This is a genomic window from Streptosporangium sp. NPDC006007 (genome assembly GCF_040614315.1).
Lineage (GTDB): Bacteria > Actinomycetota > Actinomycetes > Streptosporangiales > Streptosporangiaceae > Streptosporangium.
This window is the reverse complement of sequence record NZ_JBEXUG010000018.1, coordinates 45,426-69,933: the sequence shown is the minus strand read 5'-3', so window position 1 is coordinate 69,933 and position 24,508 is coordinate 45,426. Positions and strand designations below refer to the sequence as shown.

The window sequence follows — 24,508 nt, the reverse complement described above, 5'->3', positions numbered from 1 at the left end:
CGATTCGAGGCGACGTCAACGACGGCGCCTTGCTGATGGGGCACGCCTTAATGACGCGATGACAGATCAGCCCGGCCATTCGGCGAGGCCGTACACTTCCAGAGCCTTAGATGTCGCCGCCTCGACATCCCGCTTTCGGAAGGCGTCGATTAACCCTTCCCGCTGCGCTGAGGTGAGGGCCGCGGGATCTGGGACGGGGATGCGCCGGAGGTACTGGGCCTGAAACCGGAGAGTCTTCCCACGCATCTTCACGGCGTACGCGTCCACGAAGGCTTCTGCCACTCGGGATAACAGCAGCCCGCCGAGTACTTCTAGGTTCCAGATATCTGAAGTGATGAAGTAGAGATTGTGGTGTGGATAGAAGTCGCCCTTGTCGAGGACGGGGTGACTGCTGAGTTTCAGGTCTGGAAAGAGCAGCTTGGGGCGCCCGGCAAGGCCCGCCTCGACTTTGTCGATCGTCTTATACCACTTATCCGGATTTTTTCTGGCGACGTAGCGCTCTTTTAGCGCTGTGGCGTTCCGGTTGAGGTAGGACCGGAGCTTCGGATACTGATCCAGGTCGACCAGGTTGCCGCCGTCGTCCCAGGGGTTGATCAGAAAGTTTCCGGACCATTCCAGATGACCACTGGTTGTATCCCGGACCATCGACATGGGGAGAAGACGATCGGCCTCAACAAGATCGAGGTCACGGGTGATGAAAACCCTGTCGGCGCCGGTCGCGACACCGATCCCTACCCGAACCCCAGAGGTATCGCCCAGAGTCGTGAAGCGTTCCGTAAGATCTTCCAGGACAGCGAGCCGAGCAGGTGAGCCGGCAGGCCACAGATCATCACCCGAGAACCAATGTGGCATCCTGGCGATCTCGAATGACTCCTTCCGGAGAGCCTTCTCTTCTCGGCGGTCGATCCAGGACAGGAGTTCTTGAGCTTCAGTTCCTCCGAAACGGCTGGTTGTATCGCCCACAATCGCAGACTCCTGAGCGCCTCGGCGCAGGACCGTCACCGCTGGATAGGCCGCGACCTGTTCCTCGAAGGCGTCAACGTCGTGCATCGTGACGCAAACATCCAACGCGAACTCATCACCTACAAGTCGGCGAAGTTCTCTGCCGTACTGATTGCGCATCCACCGATCTGCGCAGATGAACCCGAGCCGGCCTCCGGCTTGAAGGGAGCGGAGAGCCGCCTCGAAAAAGCCGACGTAGATGTCTGCCCGTCCTACCATCGTGGGCCAGAGAGCCCGATAGAGGTTCATACGCTCTTCGGGCAGGTCCTCCAAGCGGATGTAGGGCGGATTGCCGACTACAACATCCACCTGAGGAGTGCCTGGAGGCTGCTCAAGCAGATAGTCGGCTCGTCTCACCCACGAGCGCGCTACACGGGAGGCATCGGCGGAACCCCAGCCTTCCGCCGTCAGGATGCTCTCGACCAGAGCTCGCGATGACGTCACGTTTCGTGGCAGAAGGTCTGATGCCCTGACAGCGTCGAGGGCATCGGTGATGTCTCGCTCGTGCTTATGGCACGAGTCGCTGAGACGCTGAGCGATCACGCCGAGGAACGCACCGGTCCCGCATGCCGGTTCGACGAGTCTCAGCGCGGCAAGATCTTGATCTGCACGGTAGCCGACGAGATCGAGGATCATGTCCACGATCCATCGACGGGTGAACACCTCCCCGTGCTCCACCGCCTCATCCGGTATGCCCGCCAGTGAGGTACGAGGGGCGAGGTCGGTGTCCCGAGCAAGAGCTTTCACGATGCCACCTTAGGAGGTCTGGCGCCCCACAGCCGCGCTTGTGCCCAACGGCTGGCTGGAGCACGGAGCGATAGCAGATCCGGATGGAATGAACGAACCCGGCGTGATCCAGCGCTCTGCCCTGTTACCTTGATCGAATTCAAGGCTCGGGTCAGGGGCAGAGGAGCATCGGCAGTGCGCAAGGAAGCGGTTCAGCAGGCGGTCGAAGAGTTCTGGTCGAAGCGCCAGGCGCAGATGGACAAGCTCGAAGACCAGGGAAAAGCTGGAGGCGCCGCCCGCGCGAACGGCCATATGGACGGATTCACCAGCCTAGTCGCTCAAGAGTTCATTTCAGCAGGAGTTCCCCGCGAATGCATCAAAAGAGGACAACCCTATTTGCCCGGCTACTACCGGGTCCGCAAGCAGTGGGACCTTGCGATCGTATGGCAGGGGATTCTCGTCGCTGCGATCGAGTTCAAGTCACAGGTCGGCAGCGTCGCAAAGAACATGAACAATCGATTCGAGGAAGCGCTGGGGACTGCGACGGATACGCATGCGGCGCATGCCAAAAATGAAACCTATGGCGAAGTCCCGCCCTGGCTGGGGTACGTCTTCGTGCTGCAGGAAACACCTGAGACGGAACAGAAGGGCAGGGCAACCAAGGCGCTTTTTCCGACCGATTCGATATTTGAAGGAATGTCCTACAGTGAACGCTACCAGGAGATGGTCAAGCGCTTCATCGGGGAACGCGTCTACCAAGCCGGCTGGTTCGTGAGCACCAAAGTCACCGATGAGGGCATCGTGTACAACGAACCCTTGGCAACAGCCGCCGCCGAAACATTCGCAGTGCAGATCCGCGGCCAAGTCAACTACGTGAGGACCGTGCTCAAGGCGATGGGCTGATCTGGCGTCCATCGAGCGGGACAGGACAACCACGTAGCCCGGACACCGCCGAATTGTTCTCACGGGTATCAAGTACGGCGGCGCCCCGGGCCGTAGCCGCACCGCTCACCCGCCGTAACCGGCGTGATGCGCCGACATCGACCCGTGCGACGCGCCGCCGCCAGACTCTTGATCCTGCTGTCATCTCCTGACTGCTCCTGCGCCCGCTCCAGCGCGTCCACCGATCTGGCATCCGCCCCGAATACCGGGTGGATCCGCGCGAATGGTGCCTGTCAGCGTCGACACCGCCTTCCCTCGAAGGGCGTTGAGCCACGTGGGACTGCTCTGGTGGTTCTGTTCAGGCGGAGGTCATCCGGCGGGCCAGGTCGTGGCCCTTTCGCTGCGCCGGGCGCTCGATCCAGCGATACGTCACCCAGCAGACGGGCAGCAGGACCGCCAGGAAGACGACCAGCGGAACGGGGTTGTCGTGGTCGCGCCAGCGGCCGACGGTCACGTCGGAGACCTTCAGCAGCAGGGGATGCAGGAGATAGACGGAGAAGCTCATCATCCCCAGCCGGACCGCCCAGCCGGGCATGCTCCGGTGGCGCGTGGCCATGCCCACGCCGAAGGCGCAGGCCGTGAGCACCAGCGTCACCGTCCAGGAGACCGGGCCGCCCTCGACGTCCTCCGGATGCCACCACCCCTGGGCCGTCGTGACCACGAGCACTCCCGCGCAGGTCAGCGCCGCCGTCCGCCATCGCAGCAGTCCGTGCTCCGCGCGGTGCAGCACGGTGCCGGTGAACATGACCGCCAGGATCGACAGCCCGAACCACGGTGAGAGCCTGCCGTTCAGGATCACCAGGGCCAGGGCGAGCACACCCCCCGCCACCATCCCGCCGCTGCGCAGCGACGGCCGGGAGAGGTAGGCCGATCCGATCGCGATCGCCATGCCCAGGACCGTGACGGCGACCACGACGGGAGCACCCAGCGCCCCGGTGAGGAGCGTCCCGGCTCCCACGGAGCCCAGGGCCAGACCGCCCAGCGTCAGAACGGCGACCACGGGCACCGAGCGCTCATGCCACCGGATCGCGAACAGGCCGGTGACCACGAGGTAGAACGCCATCTCGTAGGAGAGCGTCCAGAGCACGTTGACGGCGTTGGGCACCGTGAGCAGGTCCTGCATCATCGTCACGTGCGCCAGTACGGCGGTCACCGGGTCGAAACGGTCCAGTTCGCCCCGCAGCCGGCTTACCTCCGTCACCGCCAGCACGGACAGCACGACGGCCCCCGCGCACCAGAGCGGATAGATCCGGAACAACCTGCTGATCCAGAACCGCTCAACGCGGCCGTGCCGTTCCAGCGAGGCCGGAATGATGTATCCACTCACCAGGAAGAACACCATCACGCCCCAGAGCCCGGGGTTGAACCACTCCAGCGTCGCCTCCCGCGCGTGGGGGGTGTACAGGAAGGTGGCGTGATGCACCGCCACCGCGATGGCCGCCACCCCCCGCAGGGCATCCAGCCATCCAAGCCTTGGTGCTCCGTTCCGAGCGAAATGAGTGGTTCCCGTCAAGACGGACGAGGTCACTTTTGGTTACCACCAATCATCGGAACGCTCGTTCGGGGTTTATTCGTCGAGCAGCGACCGGATATTCTCCCGCTGGAAGACCATAATGACCCGCGCCCCTGAAGGTTTGAGGAGGGCAAAAAACTGGGCGGCGGGGCGAGGGGCGCCCGGCCCTCCAATTCTTTGGGAGTTGGGAGGGTTGAGCAGCCACCAAGAGTTTTAACTCTTGGACAGCCCCCATTCGGGTGCACGGCGTTTCGCTGATGGCGAAAGCCCCAGGTGGTTGAGTACAGCTTCCTCCCCGAGATGTCGTCGACTCGGCACCATCACCGACAGGGCGACTCCGGATGCCTTGGCATTGACCGACGGGATCCGTGTGACGTCTATCCGGGGGTGGGAACCGAGTCGGCGGCGACCGCGCTTCTCCGCGGTTCATCCGACCGGGCGGCGGGGAATGGCTCGCCGGAGGTGCGGGTACGGCTCGCCGGGCGGGGCGTCGTCCCCGGCGGGACTTCGAGCTCAGCGGCCTGACGACCGGCCTCCGTCGTCGTTTGCCGTCAGCGCGAACTCCGCGGCGACCACAGCCACGAGGACGTCAGTCGTAAAGCACTGTCGCATCCTAGGGTGTGCTTGTGCCGGTTGTCGCACAATGGAACGTGCGACTCCCGCAGCGGCCCGGATTTCATCGGATCGACCGTTTCCGGTGATGGATGAATTCTACGGATCGGGTCGCCGCTCAATCACGCTGAGTGGGAAACCGGCTCTTCGACCCCGAGAGAGAAGCGCTCCGGTGCGGGCGGCATATCGGACCGTTACAATGCCGATTGCCAGGCGGTGATCGACCCTCCCGCAATCCTCCGATACCAAAGCGGCTATTATTCCTTTTTAAGGTGCGTTACGGACATCTCCTTGACTGCCGGCCTTCACTCTCTGAATGATCTCAGGGACAGATGGAGCAATACGAGCAACACTCGTTGGAGGTCCAGGTCATGACAGTACGGTTTCTCGGTGGGGACACCGGCAATGACGGTTCGCCGCGGCTTTATGAGGATGGGGAGGACTTCCTCGTTCAGGGGTACCTGATCGAGGACGCGTCCGTCCTCGCTCAGCTCAAGATCCCGGAGGGCGAGACCGTGGTCCGCATCCCGAAGGGACTGATGAAGTACCTTCCGGAGGAAGTCAATGGAGCAACTGTCCCTTGAGGAGTTCCGCACCAACTTCCGCCGACATACCCATGCCGTCCACCTGGAGATGAAGGAGCACTACGGCATCACCGAGGAGGACGAGCCATTCCGCAGATTCATGGCGGGGGAGGACGATGACTACGCGTGGCGAGCGGGATACTTCGCGGCCATTCGGGCCGCCACAGCGGCGGGAACCGTGGTCCGGCGGATCCGGGTCGTCAGAGAGCCGCTCAACGACTACGCCCGCTTCCTGCTGCACATCGCCCCCGGCAACATCGCGGCCGGGGAGCAGATCCGCTACCTCCCGCGGGACAGGGCCACCGGGGTGGAGTTCCCCTCGGAGGATTGCTGGTTGTTCGACTCCTCCAGACTCATCCTCGTGAAGTTCTTCGATAATGGGCGGATGGACGGCTTCTACGTGGCTGACGATCCCGAGCTTGTGCGGGTGTACCGGCACGCCTGTGCGCAGGCGTGGGAGCGAGCCACCCCCTTCGCTGAGTATGTCGACGGCTAGTGAGGCCAGAGCTGCTCTCGGCATTCGGCTCAAGAACATACGGATGGACGCCAGGCTGACCGGCCGCGCGCTGGCCGGCCTGGCAGGCTGGCACTTCACCAAGGTCTCAAAGGTGGAGCATGGTCGCACCATGCCCAGCGAGACCGACTTGGAGCTGTGGTGTTTTCACTGTCGGGCCCAGAGTGAGCTACCAGATCTGATAGCCACAGTTCGGACTATTGAGAAGATGTATGCGGAGATACGGCGCTTGATGCGCTCGGGCACGGCCCGATACCAGCGCGAACTCCTGGACGAGCGCGCCAAGAGCCACCGGCTGCGTACCTTTCAGATCTCCCTCGTCCCGGGCGACCTCCAGACGCGCGAGTACACGACGGAGATCCTGACGGACGCCGCGAACATGCTCGGCCACCCGGCGGACATCGAGGCCAGCGTGGCCGGCAGAGCGGAACGGGCGCAGCTCATGCGCTCGGGGAAACGGCTCTATCACATTCTCCTCTGCGAGAACGTGCTCCGTTCCGGGGTGGTCTCCCCCGCCACGATGCGGGGGCAACTCTCCCACCTGGCCACATTGTTCTCGGTGGCGTCGGTGCATCTGGGGATCATCCCGGCCGGGGCGCGGCTCTACATGCCGATGTGCGCTTTCTGGATCTTCGATGACAGGCACGCGGAGATCGAGACGTTCTCCGCGATCATCAAGATCACTCAGCCTCGCGAGATCGGCGTGTACGCGAAGATCTTCGACCACTACTCCGGGGCCGCCCTGTACGGCCAGGAGGCGAGAGAACTGGTGATGAAAGCTCTTCATGATTTGGAGCAACATGGGGAAACCTCATAGTCCCCAGGTCTACCTTGCTTCTACCGTCTGATTTATGGCTTTTGGACAGACAGCAACGCCACCCCACACAGAGGTCCAGGAGGACGAAGGGGTAACCGAACTCACCGCTGAACAGCACGACAGGGCCCTGGCCGTTGTGCAGCGACTGCTGAAGGCGCGGGGAGTCCGCGCCCGATGCCATCACCGGATCGGCCTGAAACTGTTCGGCGACGGCAGGCCGTTCCTGCTGGGAGAGCGCCGGCAGTACGTCCCCGAGCTGATCGTCTACAGCGGCGCGGGACGGAAGAGCGCCGTGATCTCCATGGACAGGCAGTCCAGCCACTATCTGATCTCCCACCCGACGTTCGGCGTCGAGCGCCGGACCGTCAACGCCGACCAGCCCCAGGCGGTCGTGGAGGTGATCCTCGCGACGCTGTCCAGGATGGGCGACGCGGGGTGATCGAGGCGGCACGCCCGTGACCCCGGGCGGGCGGCGTACACGGTCGGCGACCAGGAAACCGTACGGGCCCGATCCGCCGGCCTCATGGAACGTGGCAGTCCCACGGCCCCGATCCGCCGGCCTCGTGGAACGTGTCAGCCATACGGGCCGCCTCCGCTGGAAGGTGTCAGTCGTACGGGCCCGTCCCCCCTGGAACGTGTCAGAGGCCGTCGCCGTTGCCGGCCACTCTGATTACCTCGACGAACCGGCGATAGCGGGACAACTCCTCCCCCACCGGGGTCAGCACGAGATCACGGCCGACCTGGTCCACACTCGCGCGCAGCGCCCTGGCCGCCCTGCCCGCCCGGCGGCGCCCGCCGAGCCAGGCGGCCACCCGGGAGAGCAGTGCGATCACCAGCCCTCCGAGGACACCACCGGCCAGCAGGAGGGTGGGCCAGGGCAGCTCACCCGCCGTCGGCAGGTAGGGCGGGGGAAGCCGGAGATAGTCCAGGGCGAGCAGGCCCAGCAGCCAGAGCCCACCGGCCGACACGGCCGCGAACATCAGCCACTGCGCCGCCCCAACCGGCCACCACCAGGCGGGGCGGCCGGACGCGCCGAGCGAGGTGGTGGCCACGGCACGGTCCAGACCGTCCTCCAGCTCGTCCCCGCGCGAGCGGGCCACCTGCCGTACGGCCGCCGCCCACGGCTCGGGAAGTCCAGCCGAGGCGGCTCCGGCGACCTCCCGGACGGCGGTGTCCATCCGGGACCGTTGCACGACGGTCGTGGCGGGGATCGAGGTCCGTCCCACCGGCTCTCCGGAGTCCCGGGTCGCGGAGGTGCCCAGGCGGAGACGGCGGAGCGGGTCGGGCCGGAACCGGCGGATCCACCGGGTGGGCGGCCAGCCGGTGGCGGCGACCGAGCGGTGCCGGTGGGCCTTGGCCACCGCCTCGACGACGAGGGGCACCCCAGCGGCCTCCGAGAGCGCGGCGGTCAGCGGCCGGGCGAGGCCGTCCAGGGACACTCCGGGTTTCAAAGCGGAGGCGTCATCCGGGGTGGTTGATCCGGCGGAGTCGGCCGGGACGGAGCCGACGGCGCGGGGACGCGACCGGGCCGGGGGCTCCGGCCGGTCGGGGAGGCCGGACGCCCTGCCGAGCGCGGCGGCGGCCGTACCGACGTCGGCGGCCAGCCGGGCGGCCCACGACCTCCGGCCGGCGACCCGCGGGGCGAGCACGGCGCGCAGCTCGGCGACCCCCGTCCCGGTGCGCGCCGAGACGCCGACCAGCGGCACCCCGGTCAGCCCGTCCTCGTCCAGGAGCCGCCGCAGATCCTTCAGGCACCGCTCGGCGGCGGCCGGTGAGAGGCGGTCGATCTGGTTGAGCACGACGACCGTCACGTCCCGGTGCCGGGCCAGCGGCCGGAGATACCGCTCGTGCACCGCCGCGTCGGCGTACTTCTGCGGGTCGAGCACCCAGACCAGCAGATCGACCAGCTCGACCAGCCGGTCCACCTCCAGCCGGTGCGCGAGCCGGATCGAGTCGTGGTCGGGCAGGTCCAGCAGGATCAACCCGGCCGGATCCCCGTCCGCCCAGCCTCCCCCACCGGCCGCCGCCCCCGGCCCGGCCGCGTCGCCGCTCACGGGGGTTCGCGGAGCGTCGCCCTCCCGCCCTGCCCACGCCTGTACGGCGGACGCGCCGGGAGGCGGCACCTCGTGGCGGCGGGGGATCCCCAGCCAGTCGAGCAGCGGCCCGGCGCCCTCGCCGTCCCAGAGCGCGGCCTGCGCGGTCGAGGTGGTCGGGCGGGTGACCCCGACCGTGGCGAGCGCGGTGCCGGAGAGCAGGTTGAACAGGGAGGACTTGCCGCTCCCGGTGGCCCCGGCCAGCGCGACCACGGTGTGGCCGACCGACAGGCTCCGCCGTACCCCGGCGCGGGAGACCACCGAACGCGCCTCGGCGACCGCGTCGGCGGCCAGCCGCCCGTCGGCCAGGTCGGCGGCTTCGGCCAGCCCCTCCAGCCGGTCGTCCAGGGAGACCACGCTCTTGCGCCGCAGCAGCTTCACGCCTCGCCCGCCTCTCGGTCGGCCGTATGAGACAGGGCGTCCCGGCGGCCGGGGGCGGGCAGCTCTCCACGGTGATCCCGTACGGCCCGCGCGGCGGCGCGGAGGGCGAGGGCGGTGTCCTCGGGGGGTTCGACGGCGTCGAGGAGGGCTGTGAACCGGGTGGCCTCGGCCCCCAGGAGCGCCGCGACGCGGGCCCGCAGGTCGGCGCGGGCCTTGACGGTGAGGGTGCGGACGGCCTGGTCGCCGAAGACCGCCTCCAGGAGTTTCTGGCTCAGCACGCCGGTGCCGCCGGCGATGCCGATCTCGATGCCGGTCAGGCCGCCGGTGGAGGCGAACACCGCGAGCATCAGCAGCAGTCCGGCGCCGTTCACCCCGTAGGAGGTGACCCGGGCCGTGGTCCGTTTGTCGGCGCCCTCCTGGCTGACCAGGTCGAGCACGTATCCCTGCCAATCCCTGACCGCCGTCCGCGCCCTCTCCCGCAGGTCGGCCGAGGCCCGGCCGAGACGCCCGGCCGCCGCGACCCCGGCCTCCTCCAGCAGGGCGCGCCCCGACGGGTGCGACGACCACGACTCCAGCGTCCGCTCGGCGGCGCCGTCGGCCGAGGCTCTGATCAGCGACTCCACCCCGCTCTCCAGCGCGACGCGCAGCTCGCTCTCGGGGGCGGGCCGCCCGGTGAACATCGCCACCACCCGGTCCCTGAACCGGCTCACCCGGTTCTCCAGGGAGCGCATCAGGTCACCGGTGCCGATGAAGTCCTGCCAGCGGGCCAGCACCTCGCCCCGAAGCAGCGAGCCGTCCAGCATGCCCTCGTCGAAGGAGGCGAGCCCCCCGGCGTAGGCGGCGCCCGCCATCGCGCGGAGCTCGTCGGCCGCGCCGTGCTGGCGGTCCACGGCGTCGGCGAGCGCGGGGACGCGGACGGCGAGGCTCTCCAGGGCACCGGACAGGGTCTGGCGCACCACCTCGGCGCGGGCCCGCGAGTCGGCCGCGATGCCGGTCAGCCAGTCGACGACGGGCTGGACGGCCGGGCGCGGCAGCCGGGCGTTCTCCTCGGGCAGCACCAGCTCCGGCAGCTCGAACAGGAGTGTCCCGCCCAGCCCGTTGGCCTCCAGCAGGCGGCTCAGATCCCTCTCGACCACGCCGAGCGCCTCCGGGGGGACCCGCGACAGGATGACGGCCAGCGCCGTACTCCGCTCCCTGGCCGAGCGCAGGAAGCCCCACGGCACCTCGTCGGCGTAGCGGGCCGCGGTGGTGGTGAAGAGCCACAGGTCCGCGGCGGCGAGGAGCTGGGCGGCCAGTTCGCGGTTGGCGGTGACGACCGAGTCGATGTCCGGCGCGTCGAGCAGGGCCAGGCCGGGCGGGAGGGACGGGACGGTGACCACCCGGAGCGTGCCCGGGTGGTCACCGGCTCCTCCGGTGACGCGGGGAAGTCCCGGCAGGACGTGCTGGGCGGTGAACCACGCCTCGTCGGCGGGGCTGGTGACCAGGGTGGGGGCCAGTGTGGTGGGCCGCAGCACGCCGGGTTCGGAGACGTCGGCGCCGACGACGGAGTTCACCAGGGTCGATTTGCCCGCTCCGGTGGAACCGCCGACGACGGCGAGCAACGGGGCGTCGATCGAGCTCAGCCGGGGGATCAGGTAGTCGTCGAGCTGGCCGGTCAGCTCGCGCAGCGCCCGGCGGCCGGTCTCGGCGTCGCCGGTCGCCAGCGGGAACAGGTCGCGGTCGAGGTGGCGGCGCAGCTCGCGTAGCGCCTCAAGCAGACCCTCGCTCCGGTTCACAGGAGCGATCCTTCCCGTGGAAGAGGCTCCTAGACGTGTTTTGCCCCACCGCTCGACCGGGTTACGGGGGCGAACCCACTGGAGCGATGGGGCCTTCCCCCGGTCTCACGTGGAGGCCGTAGCGGCCCGTCTCCCCCGCAGCTGGAGACGGACCCGAACCCGTCACATGATCACGGGGTGGTCGGGGGTCGAACACCGTCCATTGGAACATTCGAAGCTCAGTGTCAGATCAGGCCAAGCTGAAAGTAAGCTGAAAATTCAACCATTATGTGGAGCTCGTAGGACATATCCCACCCCGCGCAGGGTGTGGATGAGCCTCGGCCCCGTCATGTCGACCTTACGGCGCAGGTAGGAGACATAGGACTCGACGACCCCGGCGTCACCACCGAAGTCGTAGTTCCAGACATGCTCCAGGATCTGCGCCTTCGACAGCACCCGGCCGTTGTTGACCATGAAGTAGTGCAGCAGCTTGAACTCGGTGGGCGACAGCCGTATCGACTCGCCGGAGCGCCACACCTGGTGCGCCTCCTCGTCCAGCTCCAGGTCGCCGACCCGCAGCCGGCTGGGCAGGTCGAGATCCCCCCTGGTACGGCGGAGCACGGCCCGGATCCGGGCGAGGACCTCCTCCAGGCTGAACGGCTTGGTCACGTAGTCGTCGGCCACCCGCAGACCGGCGACCTTGTCATCGGTCGCGTCCCGCGCGGTCAGGAAGACCACCGGCATCTGCGCGTCCATCGCCCGCAGACGCCCGGCCACGGTGAACCCATCCATGTCGGGCAGCATCACGTCCAGCACGACGAGGTCCGGGCGGACCCGCTCGGCGAAGTGCACGGCCTCGCGGCCGTCCACCGCGGTCACCACCTCGAACCCGGACCTGCGCAGGCTGGCCGAGAGCAGCTCGCGGATGTTCGGTTCGTCATCCACGACCAGCAATCTGGCCTCGGCTCTCTCCAGCACGACACGAGGCTTGCTCACCCCGCTGGAACACAGCTCAGCTCCGGCTGAACGTTTCCTGAGAACCCTGTCAACGCCGCCCCCCGGCGCCGCCCTCGCCGAACAGGTCGCGGCGCGGGGCGTTCCGGTCGCCGGCCTGGTAGCCGTTGGTGGTGCCGTACCTGATCAGATCAGTGGGGTTCCGGCGGATTCGAGGGCGAGGGGGAGTACGACGCGGAACGTCGAGCCCTTGTCCGGCTGGGACTCCACCCCCACGGTGCCGCCGTGGGCCTTGACCATGGCCGCCACGATGGCCAGGCCGAGACCGCTGCCGCCGCTCTCCGGCGCCCGGCGCCCCCGGGAGGAGTCGACGCGGTAGAACCGCTCGAAGACGCGCTCGCACTGCTCGGCGCTGAGCCCCGGCCCCTCGTCGGCCACCTCCACGACGGCCATGCCGCCCTGGGCCGAGAGCGCCACCCGCACGGGCGTGCCGTCCGGGGTGTGGGTGAGCGCGTTCGTCATCAGGTTGCCCACGACCTGGCGGAGCCGTACCTCGTCACCGCAGACGATGAGGGCGGCGCCGTCCACCGAGAGCGCGACGTCACGGGCGGGGGCGAGGATGCGGGCGTCGTGGACGGCGTCGGCGGCGATGGCCAGCAGGTCCACCGGGCGCATGGCCATCGGCCGCTGCTGGTCCAGCCGGGCGAGCATCAGCAGGTCGTCCACCAGCAGGCCCATCCGGACGGCCTCGGCCTCCACCCGCCGCATCAGCGGCGCGGGATCGACGTCGGGCGCCTGCCGGCAGAACTCGGCGAAGCCCCGGATCGAGGTCAGCGGGGTACGGAGCTCGTGGGAGGCGTCGGCGACGAACCTGCGCATGCGCTCCTCGGATCTGCGAGCCGAGGTCTCCGACTCCGACCTGGCCTGGAAGGCGGTCTCGATCTGGGCGAGCATGCCGTTCAGCGACCGGCCGAGGCGGCCGACCTCGGTGGCCGGGTCGGAGTCGGGGACGCGGCGGCTCAGGTCTCCGGCGGCGATGGCCTGGGCGGTGCGTTCGATCTCCTCCAGCGGGCGCATGCTCCGCCTGATGACGACCACACCCACCCCGGCCAGCACCAGCACGAGACCGCCTCCGCCGAGCAGCTCGATCAGCGCGAGCTGGCCGACGATCTGCCGGACCTCGGTCATGTCCACGGCCAGGACGAGGCTGCCGCCGTCGTTCAGGAAGACGCGGCGGACCCGCCACTCACCGCTCTCGAACGGGCCGACCTCCCGGCCCCGCGGCACCTGCGGGCCGGGTTTGCCCTCGACGTCGGTGCCGTTGAGCAGGATGATGATGGTGCCGGCCGCGTCGCGGAGCTCCACCCTGGCGTCGGACGGCAGCGGTTTGCCGATCAACGCGGCGTGGCCGCGGTGCAGGCGGCGCATCGAGGCCTGGGTGGTCAGCTCGATCTGGCCGTCCACCCGGTCGATCAGGTAGCCGTGCATGATCGACACGCTGCCGACGCCGATGAGGGCGAGGGCGATGGTCAGCAGGACCAGGATGACGGCGATCAGCTTTATCCGCAGCGACGACCGGCCGGCCATCATGGCCCCGGTGGAAGGCGCAGCACGTAACCGACGCCGCGCAGGGTGTGGATCAGCCGGGGATCGGTGTTGTCGATCTTCCGGCGGAGCACGGAGACGTAGGACTCCACGATTCCGACGTCGCCCCGGAAGTCGTAGTCCCATACGTGATCGAGAATCTGGGCCTTGGACAGCACCCGCCCGGCGTTCGCCATGAAGTAGCGCAGGAGCTTGAACTCCGTCGGCGACAGCGCCACGGACCTCCCCTCACGCCACACCTCGTGGCTCTCCTCGTCGAGCTCTATGTCGGCGAAGGTGAGCCGGGGCGGCCTGGGGAACAGGTCTCCCTGGCCGGTACGGCGGAGCACGGCCCGGATCCGGGCCACGACCTCCTCCAGGCTGAACGGCTTGGTCACGTAGTCGTCCCCGCCGACCGTCAGCCCCCGGATCTTGTCCTCCACCGCGTCACGGGCGGTGAGGAAGACCACGGGCGTGTCGGTGCCGCCACCTCGCAGGCGTCGCACCACGTCGAAGCCGTCCATGTCCGGGAGCATCACGTCGAGCACGATGAGGTCGGGGCGGTGGCGCTGGACGGCTGCGACGGCCTCTGTCCCACTGCCTGCCGTGTTCACCCCGAATCCGGCGAATCGCAGGCTCGCGGCCAGCAGTTCGAGGATGTTCGGCTCATCCTCGACGATCAGGAGGCGGGCTTCCGGGGAGTCGGTCACAGGATTTATCTTCACCCGCCCAGATGAAAAAGGAGTTAACTGGCCAACACTGAGGTTAACCCCACGATATGCCGGGCAATCGCCAAACTGGACGTCGCCGCAGGAGAGGGGGCGTTTCTCAGCAGAACCACTCGGCCGTGCACATCGATCGCGAAATCATCCAGCATGCCGCCGTCCCTGGCCACGGCCTGGGCGCGGACCCCGCCCGCAGTCCTGACCAGATCGGCCCCGGTGAGCGCGGGAACGTAACGGCGCGCGGCCTTCAGGAAGGACCTCTTGGCCAGCGAGCCGAGCACCTCCCGCACCCCGGTCCGCCAGTGCCGGGCGGCGAGCCGCCGGGTGCCCTCCCAGGCCAGGATCCGGCGCAGGTCGCCGAGGTCGACGTCGCCCCAGGAGTAACCCTCCAGCGCCAGGGCCATGACCGCGTTGGGACCGACCAGCACCTCACCGTCGATCCTGCGGGTCAGGTGCACCCCGAGGAACGGGTAGCGAGGGTCGGGCACCGGGTAGATCAGGCCGCGGACCAGATCTCTCGCCGCACCGGCCAGCGCGTAGTACTCCCCGCGGAAGGGAACGATCCGCACGTCGCCCGCGGCCCCGGCCATCCGGGCGACGGTGTCGGTGCCGAGCCCGGCGCAGACGATGAGCCGGTCGAAGCCGAGCTTGCGCCGTCCCGCCAGCACGTCCACCCCGCTCGCGGTCTCCCGCAGCGCGCGGACGGGGTGCGACAGCAGGACCGACCCGCCGGAGGAGGCCACGTCCTCGGCCAGCCGGCGGGCGACGGCGGGAAAGTCGGCGATCGCGGTGTGCGGGGAGTGCACGGCCGCCACCCCGACGGTGTCCGGCTCGATCTCGCGCAGCGCCAGGGCGTCCAGCTCCGCGATGCCGGGAACGCCGTTGGCGCGGGCGCGCTCGGCGATCCTCCGCAGCCCCGCCCTCTCGGCCGAGGTGGAGGCCACGACGAGCTTGCCGACCTCCTCGTAGGGGATGCGGTGCTCGGCGCAGTACTGTCTGAGCAGGGCCACGCCCTCCCGGCAGAGCCGCGCCTTGAGCGAGCCCGGCTGGTAGTAGATCCCCGCGTGGACGACCCCGCTGTTGTGCCCGGTCTGATGGGCTCCGACGCGGTCCTCCTTGTCGAGGACGGTCACCCTGGCCCCGCGGGTCCGCGCCACCTCCCTGGCGACGGCCAGGCCGACGATCCCCGCACCGACGACCCCGACGTTCACCGCGCCGCCCTCTCGATCACAACACCGACCATCGCAACACCGACCTTCGCCATGCCGACCATAGCCACGCCGGGCAACCGCGCGGGAGCCGACGGAGCAGGATGCCCCGGTCAGCGGAGCGGACCTGCTCGAAAACCGGTGGCACCCCTCCCCGGCAGGGGAGGTTCATATCCGGCCATATTGGTGATCGTAGTCATACGGCCACCGCCGCCTCGCCCAGATCGCAAGGTTCGGCCGAACCACCGGAGCGACCGGAGTGGCCGGACCGTCAGGTCGTGGCCCCGTCGCCAGGTTGGGGATCCCCCCGGCGTCTGGCACGCTGTACGGCCCGCGCCCAAAAAAGCCCGCCCGGAGGGAATCACATGCGTAGGTATATAGTTAGCAAAGGTAATGACATATGCTAATGAACCACCCACCCAGGAAGGACCTCGTCGCGAACCTGCGCAGCGACGCCGGTCTGGCTTCGGCACTGCGCGTGTCACTGGCACGGCTGAACAGACGCCTGCGCAGGCAGGCCGCGGGGCACTCACTGACCCCCACCCAGGTCGCGACACTCGTCGCGGTGGAACGGCATTCCGGGATAACCCCCGGCGAGTTGGCCGAACACGAGAAGGTACAACCACCCTCGATGACGCGCGTGATCACCTCCCTGGAAGAGCGGGGGCTGGTGTCCCGCACCCCGCACCCGTCCGACCGGCGTCAGGTGACCGTGAGCGTGACCGAGCAGGGCGCACTGCTGCTGAAGGAGGAGCGCCGCCGCAAGGAGGCGTGGCTGGCGCAGCGGCTGAGGGAACTGTCTCCCGAGGAGAGGACGGTGCTCCGGCAGGCGGCTCCAATCCTGGAGAAGCTCAGCCGGAACTAGCCGAGCCCGAGGAACCCAGGGCCTCGGCGCCCCCACTGGACGCCGAGGCGCACGTTTCCGACGCCGAGCAAGACGAGGAGAAGGACCACGGGGGAGACGTCTCCCCGGCGGGCGTCGAGGAACGTGCCCCCCAGAACGACACGGGGGACAAGGGCACCAAGGGTGTCGGAGGTACCTCCGACACCTCCGACACCGGGAACACCGGGAATACCGGGAACACCGCCGGGACCGGGGAAACCCTCAAGACCGACGACACCCCCGAGACCGGCACCACCCTCAAGACCGACGACACCCTCAAGACCGATGACACCGCGGCCGCGACCGCGCGGGCGACGCCGGAGGCGCGGGGCGGGATGTTCCGCTCGCTGCGCGTCCGCAACTACCGGATGTTCGCGCTCGGCGGGGTGGTCTCCAACGTCGGCGGATGGATGCAGCGCACCGCGCAGGACTGGCTGGTGCTGGAGCTGACGCACGGCAGCGCCACCGCGCTGGGCGTGACGACCGCGCTGCAGTTCCTGCCGCAGCTGCTGTTCGGGCTCTGGGGCGGCATGCTCGCCGACCGCTACGCCAAGCGGCCGCTGCTGATCGTCGCCCAGTGCCTGATGGGCGTGCTCGCGCTCACCATGGGCGTGCTCACCCTGACCGGTCACGCGCAGGTCTGGCACGTCTACGTGATGGCCTTCACCCTCGGCCTCATCCTCTGCGTCGAGATACCGACCCGGCAGGCGTTCGTGGTCGAGATGGTCGGACGGCGGGACCTGTCCAACGCCATCGCGCTGAACTCCTCCAGCTTCAACCTGGCCCGCGTGGTCGGCCCGGCCCTCGCGGGTGTGCTGATCTTCGCGCTCGGCGGCACGGGACCGATCTTCCTGGTCAACTCGCTGTCGTTCCTCGCCGTGCTCGGCGGTCTGGCGCTCATGCGCACCTCGGAGCTGACCACCCCCGACCTGGTGCCCAGGGCCAAGGGGCAGCTCCGCGAGGGGTTGCGCTACGTGCTGCACCAGCCGGACCTGCTGATGCCCATACTGCTGGTCGCCTCCGTGTCACTCTGGGCGCAGTCGTTCTCGATGTCCATCGCGTTGATGGCCCGGGGGACCTTCGGCGCCGGCGCGTCGTCCTTCGGCCTGGCCTCCAGCATGTTCGCGGTGGGCGCGCTGGGCGGCGCGCTGATGGCGGCCCGGCGGGTACGGCCCAGCCGGAAACTGCTGATCGGCGGCGCGATATCGTTCGGCCTGTTCCAGATCGCCACAGGGCTGGCCCCCTGGTACCCGGTCTACCTGCTCCTCCTCGTCCCCGCCGGGATCGCGCTGATCTCGGTCAACACGGCGGCCAACACCAGTGTGCAGCTCACCGCCTCCCCGGAGATGCGTGGCCGGGTGACGGGCATCTACGTGCTGGTGTTCACCGGCGGCGCGCCGATCGGCTCGCCGCTGATCGGCTGGGTCTCCGAGCTGGGCGGACCCCGCGCGGGGGTCGTGGTCGGGGGCATGCTCACCCTGATCGGCGTCGGCACGGTGATAATGCTGACCAAGGCCATCGGCAGGAGGTCGCATGCGGCTGTTCGTGGGGGTGCTACCGCCTTGGCGGGCGCGTGACGAGCTGACCCGCGCGCTCGGCCCCCACCGGGCCGCGTGGCCCGCCCTCCGCTGGCTGGATCCGGCGAACTGGCACGTGACGCTCTCGTTTCTGGGAGAGGTGCCCGAGGAGATCCTGCCCGAGCTGGACACCAGGCTCGCCCGTGCCGCGGCGCGCCAGGCGCCGATGACGCTGTCGTTCGCGGGGGCCGGCGCCTTCCCCTCCGCCCGTCAGGCGCGGGTCCTCTGGGCCGGCGTGTACGGCCCCCGCCCCCGGCTCATCCGCCTCGCCGGCTCCCTGGGGGCGGGGGCGCGGCGGGCGGGAGCCGTACAGACGGACCGGCGGCAGCTCAGGCCGCACCTGACCCTGGCCAGGTCCCGCACCGATGTCGACGTGCGGGACCTGGTCGAGACGTTCGAGGCGTTCGCCGGAACCGCGTGGGAGGCGCGCGCCGTACACCTGGTGAGAAGCCGTCTCGGGCCCGTGGTCCGCTACGAGCCGATCGCCGAGTACGCCCTGTCGGCCTCGGCACCCGGCGGGCGGAGCTAAGCTCCAGGACGTGGATCGTCCCCGTCGCTGGCTCCTCCCCCTGGTGCTCACCCTGCTCGTGCTCCTCGTGGTGATCGGCGCCTTCGTCTCCTAGCGCGGTGACCACACACCTTTCCCACCTGTCACCAGGCGTACTCCTCGGGGGCCGTCCTGAACCCCGGGAAGATCTCGTCGAGCTGGGCGAGGGCCTTCTCGTCCAACCTGATCTCCAGGGCCCTGGTGACGCCGTCGAGCTGGTCGAGGGTGCGCGGGCCGATGATCGGGGCGGTGACGACCGTCTGGTGGAGCAGCCAGGCCAGGCCGACGTTGGCCGGCTCCTCTCCGAGCTCGTCGCAGAACGCCTCGTACCGTTCGATCTTGCCTCGGTGCTTCTCCAGCTCCTTGGTGATCTGCTCAGAGGCCGACCTCCCCTTGTCGATCTTCCTGAGGATGCCGCCGAGCAGGCCGCCCGCGAGGGGGCTCCACGGGATCAGGCCCAGCCCGTAGTCCTCGCAGGCCGGGATGACCTCCAGCTCCGGGGCTCTGACGATCAGGTTGTAGTGCGACTGCTCCGAGACCAGGCCGAGGGTGTTGCGACGGGCCGCCGTCTCCTGGGCCTTGGCGATGTGCCAGCCCGCGAAGTTCGACGACCCGACATACAGGATCTTGCCCTGCTGCTTCAGGATGTCCATGGCCTCCCAGAACTCCTCGAACGGAGTGTTCCGGTCAATGTGGTGCGCCTGGTAGACATCGATGTAGTCGGTCCGCATACGCTTCAGCGAGGCATCGGCCGCGCGGCGGATGTTGAGCGCCGACAGCAGGTCCTCGTTGGGCCAGTCTCCCATCGAGCCGTAGAGCTTGGTGGCGATGACGGTCTTCTCACGGCGCCCGCCCCCCTTGGCGAACCACCGTCCGATGATGTTCTCGGTGACGCCCTCGCCCCGCTTCCAGCCGTAGACGTTGGCGGTGTCGAAGAAGTTGACTCCCAGCTCATGGGCATGGTCCATGATCGCGAAGGAGTCCTCTTCCGAGGTCTCGGGGCCGAAGTTCATGGTGCCCAGACAGAGACGGCTGACCTTCAGACCGGTACGGCCAAGCTGCGTGTAATCCATGAACACACACTAAGCATCCGGAGTGCGCCCCCGTCGAGTCCCGCTCCCCTCACGGACGGGTCCCGCCCCTGAATCCGCCGGCGACGCCGGGAGACCCCTGCGGACGGGCGAGTCCGCGGAGGGGCGAGTCCGCGGAGGGGCGAGTCCGCGGAGGGGCGAGTCCGCGGAGGGGCGACGACGGCCGGGGCGCTCCCGGGCGGGCGCGTCCAATCCCGGCCCGCGACCGTGGTGGCTTCCGCCGGTACGGCGCCCCGCAGGGCATGATGGCTGGATGGTGAGTAGACCGGGGTATGTCATCGTTCGCGTGCTTGTGGTGGCCGCGCTGCTCGGGGTGGCGGCTCCACTCGGCCCGGGGGCGCGGGCGGACGGGGAGTCGCCTCTCTTCACCCTCAAGGACAGGCGGATCAACGAGTCGAGCGGCCTGGCCGTCTCACCGACGCACAAGGACGTCTACTACACCCACAACGACAGCTCCGCCGGGCCGGTCTTCTTCGCGGTCGGCGCCGACGGGCGGACCCGGGCCACGTTCACCCTCCGGGGGGCGGCGGCCCGCGACTGGGAGGGCATGGCGGCCTCCAGGGACCCCGAGACCGGGCAGGGGGTGCTCTGGTTCGCCGACATCGGCGACAACTTCGACGGAGCATGGCCCGACATATCGGTCTACAAGGTGACAGAGCCCACCGTGCTGCGCGACGCCGTCCTCCCCGCCGTCCGCTACCGGTTCCGGTACGAGGACGGCGGCCACAACGCCGAGGGCGTCATGGTGCACCCCCGCACCGGGCGGCTCCACATCGTGAGCAAGGAGTTCTCCGGCTCGGTCTACGCGGCCCCGAAGCGGCTGCGCACCGACAGAACCAACGTGCTCCGCAAGGTCGGCTCCGCGCCCATCATGGCCACCGACGCGGCCTACGCCCCCGACGGATCGAGTTTCGTGATCCGTACCTACTTCTCCGCCACGGTCTACCGCGCGCCGGGGGACCAGATCGCCCGGATCTCGATGCCCCAGCTGGAGCAGGCGGAGTCGATCGCCTACACCCTCGACGGCAAGGCGTTGCTGACCGGCAGCGAGGGGAGGAACAGCCCGGTCTACCGGGTGCCGCTGCCCGAGAGCGTCCTGCGGGAGACGGCTCCCCCGCCCGCCCCCACACCGACGGGCGGCACCGGCCGGCGCGGCGGCGCCGGTCAGGGCGGGGGCACCCCGCTGGCCGCCGACGCGCGGGAGGACGACGCCGACGCCGGGGTGCCGGGTTCGGCGGTGGTCCTCTGGCTGGCGGCGGCGGCCGGGGCCACCGGTCTCATCACCTTCATCGCCCGCCGTACCCGATGAACCCCCCTCGGTGAGGCCGTGGCGTTCGATGCCGCCCCGGAGCCGCCGGCCGCCCACCGCGGTGTCCGTGCCAGTGTCGGCCGGCACCGGCCGTGAGGTACTCGGCCCGGATTGAGTACCTCGCTGCAAGCGCCTCGTGACCTGCGTCCGGCATTCTCCGTACCATGCACGATCAAAGTCCGGTGCCGGAGCCACGTCGCCCGCGCCCGGGAGTGAGCTGCCCGGAATGCGGCGCACCTGTCACGGGGCCGCAGGGCACGGGGACCCGGGATCGTTGCCCGCGCTGCGCGCTGCCGCTCCACGGACCGGTGGCGGCCCAGCTGTGGCAGGTGGACAGGGCACTGGCCGATCTACGGGTCAGGGAGGCGGACCTGCTGACCCGGCGCGGCCACCTGCTCGGCCTGCTCCGCGCCGGCCGGGCGCGCTCGGCCCAGGACGCCTTCCGGAGCCCGGCAGCCGGGGAAGGACGGGGAAACCCGCCGTCCCCCACCCCTCCAGGGCACACGCCTCCAGGGCACACGGCTCCAGGGCACACGGCGGAGCCTCCGCCGCGTAAGGACTTCTCCCCCAAGGCCGCGCAGAACCTCCTGCTGGGCCTCGGCGGCCTGCTGCTCGTCGTCGCGGCCGTGGTGTTCACGGTGGTCAGCTGGGGACACATCGGTATCGGTGGACGGGCGGTGATCCTCGCCGGGGTGACGGTGCTCACCCTCGCCACACCCAGGCTCCTGGTGGCGCGCGGACTCACCGCCACCGCCGAGACGATCGCGATGTTCGGTGTCGCCCTGCTTTTCCTGGACGGCTACGCGGCCCGCCGGGTCGGCCTGGCCGGAGCCGACGGCCTCTCCCCACTCGACTACGCCGCCCTGCTCTTCGGTCTGGTCGCGCTCGTCATGGCCGGATACTCGCGGCTGCTGCCGTTGCGGCTGCCGCTGCCGGTGGCGATCGTGCTCGCCCAGTTCCCCCTCCCGCTGCTGACGCTGGGGAAGACGGCCCCCTGGGTCACCGCCGCCCTCATGGTGACGGCCGCCGCCGACGCCGCTCTGCTGATGTCGGGTACCGGGGCCAAGAGGGGGACGGCACCGGCGGTTCCGGCGACGGCGAGGGGCTGTTTCGGGGTGACGTGGGCGCTGGGCGCGGCCTGTGGAGTCCTGGACTCGGCGCTGAGGTTGGGGGATTCCTCCCAGGCCGAAAGCCCGGCGGCCACCTTGGTCAAGGGGGCTCTGCTGGTGGCGGCAGCCGGGCTCGGAGTGGTCGTCGCCCCGAGGCTGAGGACGCCCGGACTCGAACTCCTCGCCGCCGGATCGGCGTTCACGCTGGTCGCCGGGGTGGCCGCGCCCGTCTGGCCGCTGCTCCCGCCCGGCTGGCAGGTCGTGCCGTACACCGCCGGGGCGCTGATCACCGTGGCCGTCGCCCGGTACCTTCCAGGCCTGAACGATCCCCGGGTCCGTTCCTCCGGCGCGGTCTCCGCCGGATGCCTGGCCGTGCTCACCGCCGTTCCCTCCGCGCCCGCGGTGATCAACACCTTGCTCGCCCCGTTCACCAGGTTGGACGATGTATGGGCGGGGCCCCACGTCCTCACCGGCGACTGGCGGATCGTGCCGCCTCCCTCCACCCCGGTCGTGCTGGGACTGCTGGCGCTCGCCTCGGCGATGGCTGCGTGGCGTCGATCAGCGAGGCCGGGATCCGTGGAACCGGAACCCGTGAAGCCGGAGCCCGCGGAGCGGGAAACCTCAGCGCGGGAACCCGTGGAACCGGGATCCATGAAGCCGGAGCTCGCGGAAGGGGCCCCCATAGGGGGGACGCCTGCCGGACAGGGGCCGGTGAGACGGCGGCCCGCTCCCATGGGACTGTTCGCCCTGGTCACCGGTACGCTCGCGACGGCCGTCGCCCCGGTCGCCCTCGCCTGGGGCCATCCGGCGAATCTCGCGGTCCTTCTCGCCTTGACCTCCGTGCTCGTGGCCTGCCTGACCTTGACCGGGAACCCCCGGTGGGCGCGTGCCCTCACGGTCACGGCCGTGCCGGTGGCCTCGGTCGCGGCTGCCACCGCGACCGCCGACCGAACCGGCACATACCTGGCGCTCACCGTCCTGCTGGTCGCATGGGGTGTGGCGACGTTCACCGCCCGGGTGCCGGAGGCCGCCGCGACGGCCCTGGTCGTGGCGGTGCTCTCGGCGACCGGCCTGATCTGGGCGGTGACCACCGGGATCGGATGGCAGCCGGTGAGCGACGGGCTGTCGCTGGCCCTGGCGGCCGGCGCGGTGCTGGCCGCGCTTCTCCACCTCCGCCGATCCCGGCCACAAACCGGAACGGCGCCGGATGAAACCCCCGAGCCCGAACGGCGGGCCGGGCCGGCGGCGGATGGAGTCTCCGACCCTCGGCGGCGGGCCGGGGTGGCGCTGAGTGTGATGCTGGCCGCGTCCGCGGTGCCACCGACGCACGACGCCCTCGCCGGGATCCTCGACTTCTACGGCCCGCTCGCCCACCCGTGGTCGGCTCCGGCCGCCCCCCACGCCCGCTATCCGCTCCTCATCGTGATCGCGGTTCTCGTCGCGGTCGCGGCGGTGACGGCCTCCTGGCGGCTCGCCGGGCGCAGGGGCGCGTTCGGGGCCGGGCTGGTGGCCTGGCCAGTGGTGTCGGCGGCACTGCCGGTCTCGGTCGGCCTGCCGTACGGGCTGGAGGTGGGACTGTTCGTCGCGGCTCTCGGACCTTCGGCGTGGATGGCCGCGCGCAGCCGTACGAACTGGGTGTTCGGTGCCTCGGCGGCACTGGCGACGGTCTCGCTCGCGCTCTCCTGGGCGCTTGCGAGCCGATCCGCCACGCTGGTCGCGCTCCCGTCGGTCGCGGTGATCGCCGCGGCGACGGCCTTCCGGGGGCGGGAGCGGGCCGTACGGGCCGGTGGGGCCGCCCTGGCGGTGCTGCTCGCCGGCGCGGAGGCGCTGTCCGCCGGGATCGCCCTGGAGTGGCCGGTACGGCATGCGGCGTTCGCCGTGCTCGCCGTGGCCTGCGTGGCGACGGCGGTGGCCGGCGGGTTCCGGCGTTCGTCGTTCGCGGTGGGGGTGGAGGGCGCCGGGTACACCCTGGCCGTCGTGGGCCTGGCGCTCGCCGCCGAGAGCCTGCCCCTGGCCGCCCTGGCATGCGCGACCGTCGGTGTGCTGATGGCGGGTACGGCGCTGCGCCCCGACCGCCGGTGGGCCGGATACGTGGGGACGGGTCTCCTGCTGGCCGCCTCGTGGCTGCGGCTGCTCGCCTCCGACATCACCGTGGTCGAGGCGTACACGGTGCCGTTCTCGCTGGTCCTGCTGGTGTTCGGCTGGTGGCGGGCGCGTGGCCGCGCCATCTCCTCCTGGGCCGCCTACGGCACCGGGCTCGCCTCCAGCCTGCTGCCCGGCACGATCGCGATGCTCGTCGGCACCGGCTGGGTACGGCCGCTGCTGCTCGGCGTGGTCTGCCTGGCCGTACTGTCGGCCGGGGCGCGCCTGCGGCTTCAGGCTCCGGCGCTGCTCGGCGGCCTCACCCTGGCGGTCGTCGCCCTGCACGAGCTGGCGCCGTGGATCGCGCAGGTCGTGATGGCCGTACCGCGCTGGGTGCCGATGGCCGCCGGGGGGTTGCTGCTCGTCGTGCTCGGCGCGACCTACGAGGCGCGGCTACGGGACGTACGCCGCCTGCGGGCGGCCGTCCTCCGCATGCGCTGA

Annotated in this window: 19 protein-coding genes and 1 pseudogene; 11 read left to right on the top strand and 9 right to left on the bottom strand. The window is 69.8% G+C overall.

All coding sequences use genetic code 11. The features are described from left to right. Window positions 1-66 precede the first annotated feature (66 nt). Window positions 67-1,749: an Eco57I restriction-modification methylase domain-containing protein gene (locus ABZ194_RS16420; RefSeq protein WP_355596881.1), complete on the bottom strand. Its 1,683-nt coding sequence runs from the start codon at window positions 1,747-1,749 to the stop codon at window positions 67-69. Window positions 1,750-1,923: 174 nt separating this feature from the next. Between ABZ194_RS16420 and ABZ194_RS16415 the strand changes: the two genes are divergently transcribed. After that, window positions 1,924-2,631 carry a PaeR7I family type II restriction endonuclease gene (locus ABZ194_RS16415; protein ID WP_355596878.1) on the top strand — a complete coding sequence of 236 codons (708 nt, stop codon included), beginning with the start codon at window positions 1,924-1,926 and terminating at the stop codon, window positions 2,629-2,631. A gap of 337 nt (window positions 2,632-2,968) precedes the next feature. Here ABZ194_RS16415 and ABZ194_RS16410 read toward each other — a convergent pair whose 3' ends face one another. Next, window positions 2,969-4,198 (bottom strand): acyltransferase, encoded by a 1,230-nt coding sequence (locus tag ABZ194_RS16410; RefSeq protein WP_355596876.1) that lies wholly within the window; start codon window positions 4,196-4,198, stop codon window positions 2,969-2,971. Window positions 4,199-5,127: 929 nt separating this feature from the next. Here ABZ194_RS16410 and ABZ194_RS16405 point away from each other — a divergent pair. The 5 genes and pseudogenes from ABZ194_RS16405 to ABZ194_RS16385 all read left to right on the top strand — a co-directional run bounded on the left by ABZ194_RS16405 (window position 5,128) and on the right by ABZ194_RS16385 (window position 7,149). Further along, a complete protein-coding gene (locus ABZ194_RS16405; protein ID WP_355596874.1) occupies window positions 5,128-5,379 on the top strand; it encodes a hypothetical protein in 252 nt (83 codons plus the stop codon). Beyond that, the gene (locus ABZ194_RS16400) at window positions 5,360-5,875 is read left to right on the top strand and encodes a DUF6879 family protein (RefSeq protein WP_355596872.1); all 516 of its coding nucleotides are present in this window, start codon (window positions 5,360-5,362) and stop codon (window positions 5,873-5,875) included. Before ABZ194_RS16405 ends, ABZ194_RS16400 begins: the two co-directional genes overlap by 20 nt. After that, window positions 5,757-6,047: pseudogene (locus ABZ194_RS16395) on the top strand (helix-turn-helix transcriptional regulator); the annotation flags it as partial. The gene ABZ194_RS16400 and the pseudogene ABZ194_RS16395, both read left to right, overlap by 119 nt. A 78-nt stretch (window positions 6,048-6,125) precedes the next feature. Next, window positions 6,126-6,710: a DUF5753 domain-containing protein gene (locus ABZ194_RS16390; RefSeq protein ID WP_355596999.1), complete on the top strand. Its 585-nt coding sequence runs from the start codon at window positions 6,126-6,128 to the stop codon at window positions 6,708-6,710. Window positions 6,711-6,744: 34 nt separating this feature from the next. Then, window positions 6,745-7,149 carry a hypothetical protein gene (locus ABZ194_RS16385; RefSeq protein ID WP_355596870.1) on the top strand — a complete coding sequence of 135 codons (405 nt, stop codon included), beginning with the start codon at window positions 6,745-6,747 and terminating at the stop codon, window positions 7,147-7,149. 199 nt (window positions 7,150-7,348) lie between these two features. Here ABZ194_RS16385 and ABZ194_RS16380 read toward each other — a convergent pair whose 3' ends face one another. The 6 genes from ABZ194_RS16380 to lhgO form a co-directional block, all read right to left on the bottom strand. Beyond that, window positions 7,349-9,184 (bottom strand): GTPase, encoded by a 1,836-nt coding sequence (locus ABZ194_RS16380; RefSeq protein WP_355596868.1) that lies wholly within the window; start codon window positions 9,182-9,184, stop codon window positions 7,349-7,351. Then, a complete protein-coding gene (locus tag ABZ194_RS16375; RefSeq protein WP_355596866.1) occupies window positions 9,181-10,959 on the bottom strand; it encodes an ABC transporter in 1,779 nt (592 codons plus the stop codon). Before ABZ194_RS16375 ends, ABZ194_RS16380 begins: the two co-directional genes overlap by 4 nt. A 258-nt stretch (window positions 10,960-11,217) precedes the next feature. Further along, window positions 11,218-11,934, bottom strand: a complete 717-nt coding sequence (locus ABZ194_RS16370; RefSeq protein ID WP_355596864.1) for a response regulator transcription factor — start codon at window positions 11,932-11,934, stop codon at window positions 11,218-11,220. A gap of 144 nt (window positions 11,935-12,078) precedes the next feature. Further along, window positions 12,079-13,479 carry an ATP-binding protein gene (locus ABZ194_RS16365; protein ID WP_355596862.1) on the bottom strand — a complete coding sequence of 467 codons (1,401 nt, stop codon included), beginning with the start codon at window positions 13,477-13,479 and terminating at the stop codon, window positions 12,079-12,081. Beyond that, entirely contained in the window at window positions 13,479-14,186 is a 708-nt protein-coding gene (locus ABZ194_RS16360; protein WP_355596860.1) for a response regulator transcription factor, read from the bottom strand. Before ABZ194_RS16360 ends, ABZ194_RS16365 begins: the two co-directional genes overlap by 1 nt. A gap of 35 nt (window positions 14,187-14,221) precedes the next feature. Beyond that, on the bottom strand, window positions 14,222-15,412 hold the full coding sequence (gene lhgO, locus ABZ194_RS16355) for an L-2-hydroxyglutarate oxidase (RefSeq protein ID WP_355596858.1): 1,191 nt from the start codon (window positions 15,410-15,412) through the stop codon (window positions 14,222-14,224). Between the two features lie 403 nt (window positions 15,413-15,815). Between lhgO and ABZ194_RS16350 the strand changes: the two genes are divergently transcribed. From ABZ194_RS16350 to thpR, 3 genes are read left to right on the top strand one after another with little or no spacing between them, the layout of a single operon-like run. Further along, window positions 15,816-16,274, top strand: a complete 459-nt coding sequence (locus ABZ194_RS16350) for a MarR family transcriptional regulator (RefSeq protein ID WP_355596856.1) — start codon at window positions 15,816-15,818, stop codon at window positions 16,272-16,274. Continuing rightward, window positions 16,181-17,869: an MFS transporter gene (locus tag ABZ194_RS16345; protein WP_355596854.1), complete on the top strand. Its 1,689-nt coding sequence runs from the start codon at window positions 16,181-16,183 to the stop codon at window positions 17,867-17,869. The genes ABZ194_RS16350 and ABZ194_RS16345 overlap by 94 nt, the downstream gene beginning before the upstream one ends. Beyond that, complete coding sequence (thpR, locus tag ABZ194_RS16340) at window positions 17,826-18,398, top strand: RNA 2',3'-cyclic phosphodiesterase (RefSeq protein WP_355596852.1); 573 nt, start codon at window positions 17,826-17,828, stop codon at window positions 18,396-18,398. The genes ABZ194_RS16345 and thpR overlap by 44 nt, the downstream gene beginning before the upstream one ends. Window positions 18,399-18,520: 122 nt before the next feature. Here thpR and ABZ194_RS16335 read toward each other — a convergent pair whose 3' ends face one another. Continuing rightward, window positions 18,521-19,489, bottom strand: coding sequence for an aldo/keto reductase (locus ABZ194_RS16335; RefSeq protein WP_355596850.1), 969 nt, complete (start codon window positions 19,487-19,489; stop codon window positions 18,521-18,523). A 271-nt stretch (window positions 19,490-19,760) separates the two neighbouring features. Here ABZ194_RS16335 and ABZ194_RS16330 point away from each other — a divergent pair, with 271 nt between their 5' ends. Beyond that, complete coding sequence (locus ABZ194_RS16330; protein ID WP_355596848.1) at window positions 19,761-20,816, top strand: hypothetical protein; 1,056 nt, start codon at window positions 19,761-19,763, stop codon at window positions 20,814-20,816. Window positions 20,817-21,124: 308 nt separating this feature from the next. After that, complete coding sequence (locus ABZ194_RS16325) at window positions 21,125-24,508, top strand: hypothetical protein (protein WP_355596846.1); 3,384 nt, start codon at window positions 21,125-21,127, stop codon at window positions 24,506-24,508.

Bases quoted from the DNA above. Each gene is read 5' to 3' on its own strand.
- ABZ194_RS16405 (WP_355596874.1), top strand. From the start codon at position 5,128: ATGGAGCAATACGAGCAACACTCGTTGGAGGTCCAGGTCATGACAGTA.
- ABZ194_RS16400 (WP_355596872.1), top strand. From the start codon at position 5,360: ATGGAGCAACTGTCCCTTGAGGAGTTCCGCACCAACTTCCGCCGACAT.
- ABZ194_RS16390 (WP_355596999.1), top strand. From the start codon at position 6,126: ATGCGCTCGGGCACGGCCCGATACCAGCGCGAACTCCTGGACGAGCGC.
- ABZ194_RS16385 (WP_355596870.1), top strand. From the start codon at position 6,745: ATGGCTTTTGGACAGACAGCAACGCCACCCCACACAGAGGTCCAGGAG.
- ABZ194_RS16365 (WP_355596862.1), bottom strand. From the start codon at position 13,479: ATGGCCGGCCGGTCGTCGCTGCGGATAAAGCTGATCGCCGTCATCCTG.
- ABZ194_RS16350 (WP_355596856.1), top strand. From the start codon at position 15,816: ATGAACCACCCACCCAGGAAGGACCTCGTCGCGAACCTGCGCAGCGAC.
- thpR (WP_355596852.1), top strand. From the start codon at position 17,826: ATGCGGCTGTTCGTGGGGGTGCTACCGCCTTGGCGGGCGCGTGACGAG.
- ABZ194_RS16335 (WP_355596850.1), bottom strand. From the start codon at position 19,489: ATGGATTACACGCAGCTTGGCCGTACCGGTCTGAAGGTCAGCCGTCTC.
- ABZ194_RS16330 (WP_355596848.1), top strand. From the start codon at position 19,761: ATGGTGAGTAGACCGGGGTATGTCATCGTTCGCGTGCTTGTGGTGGCC.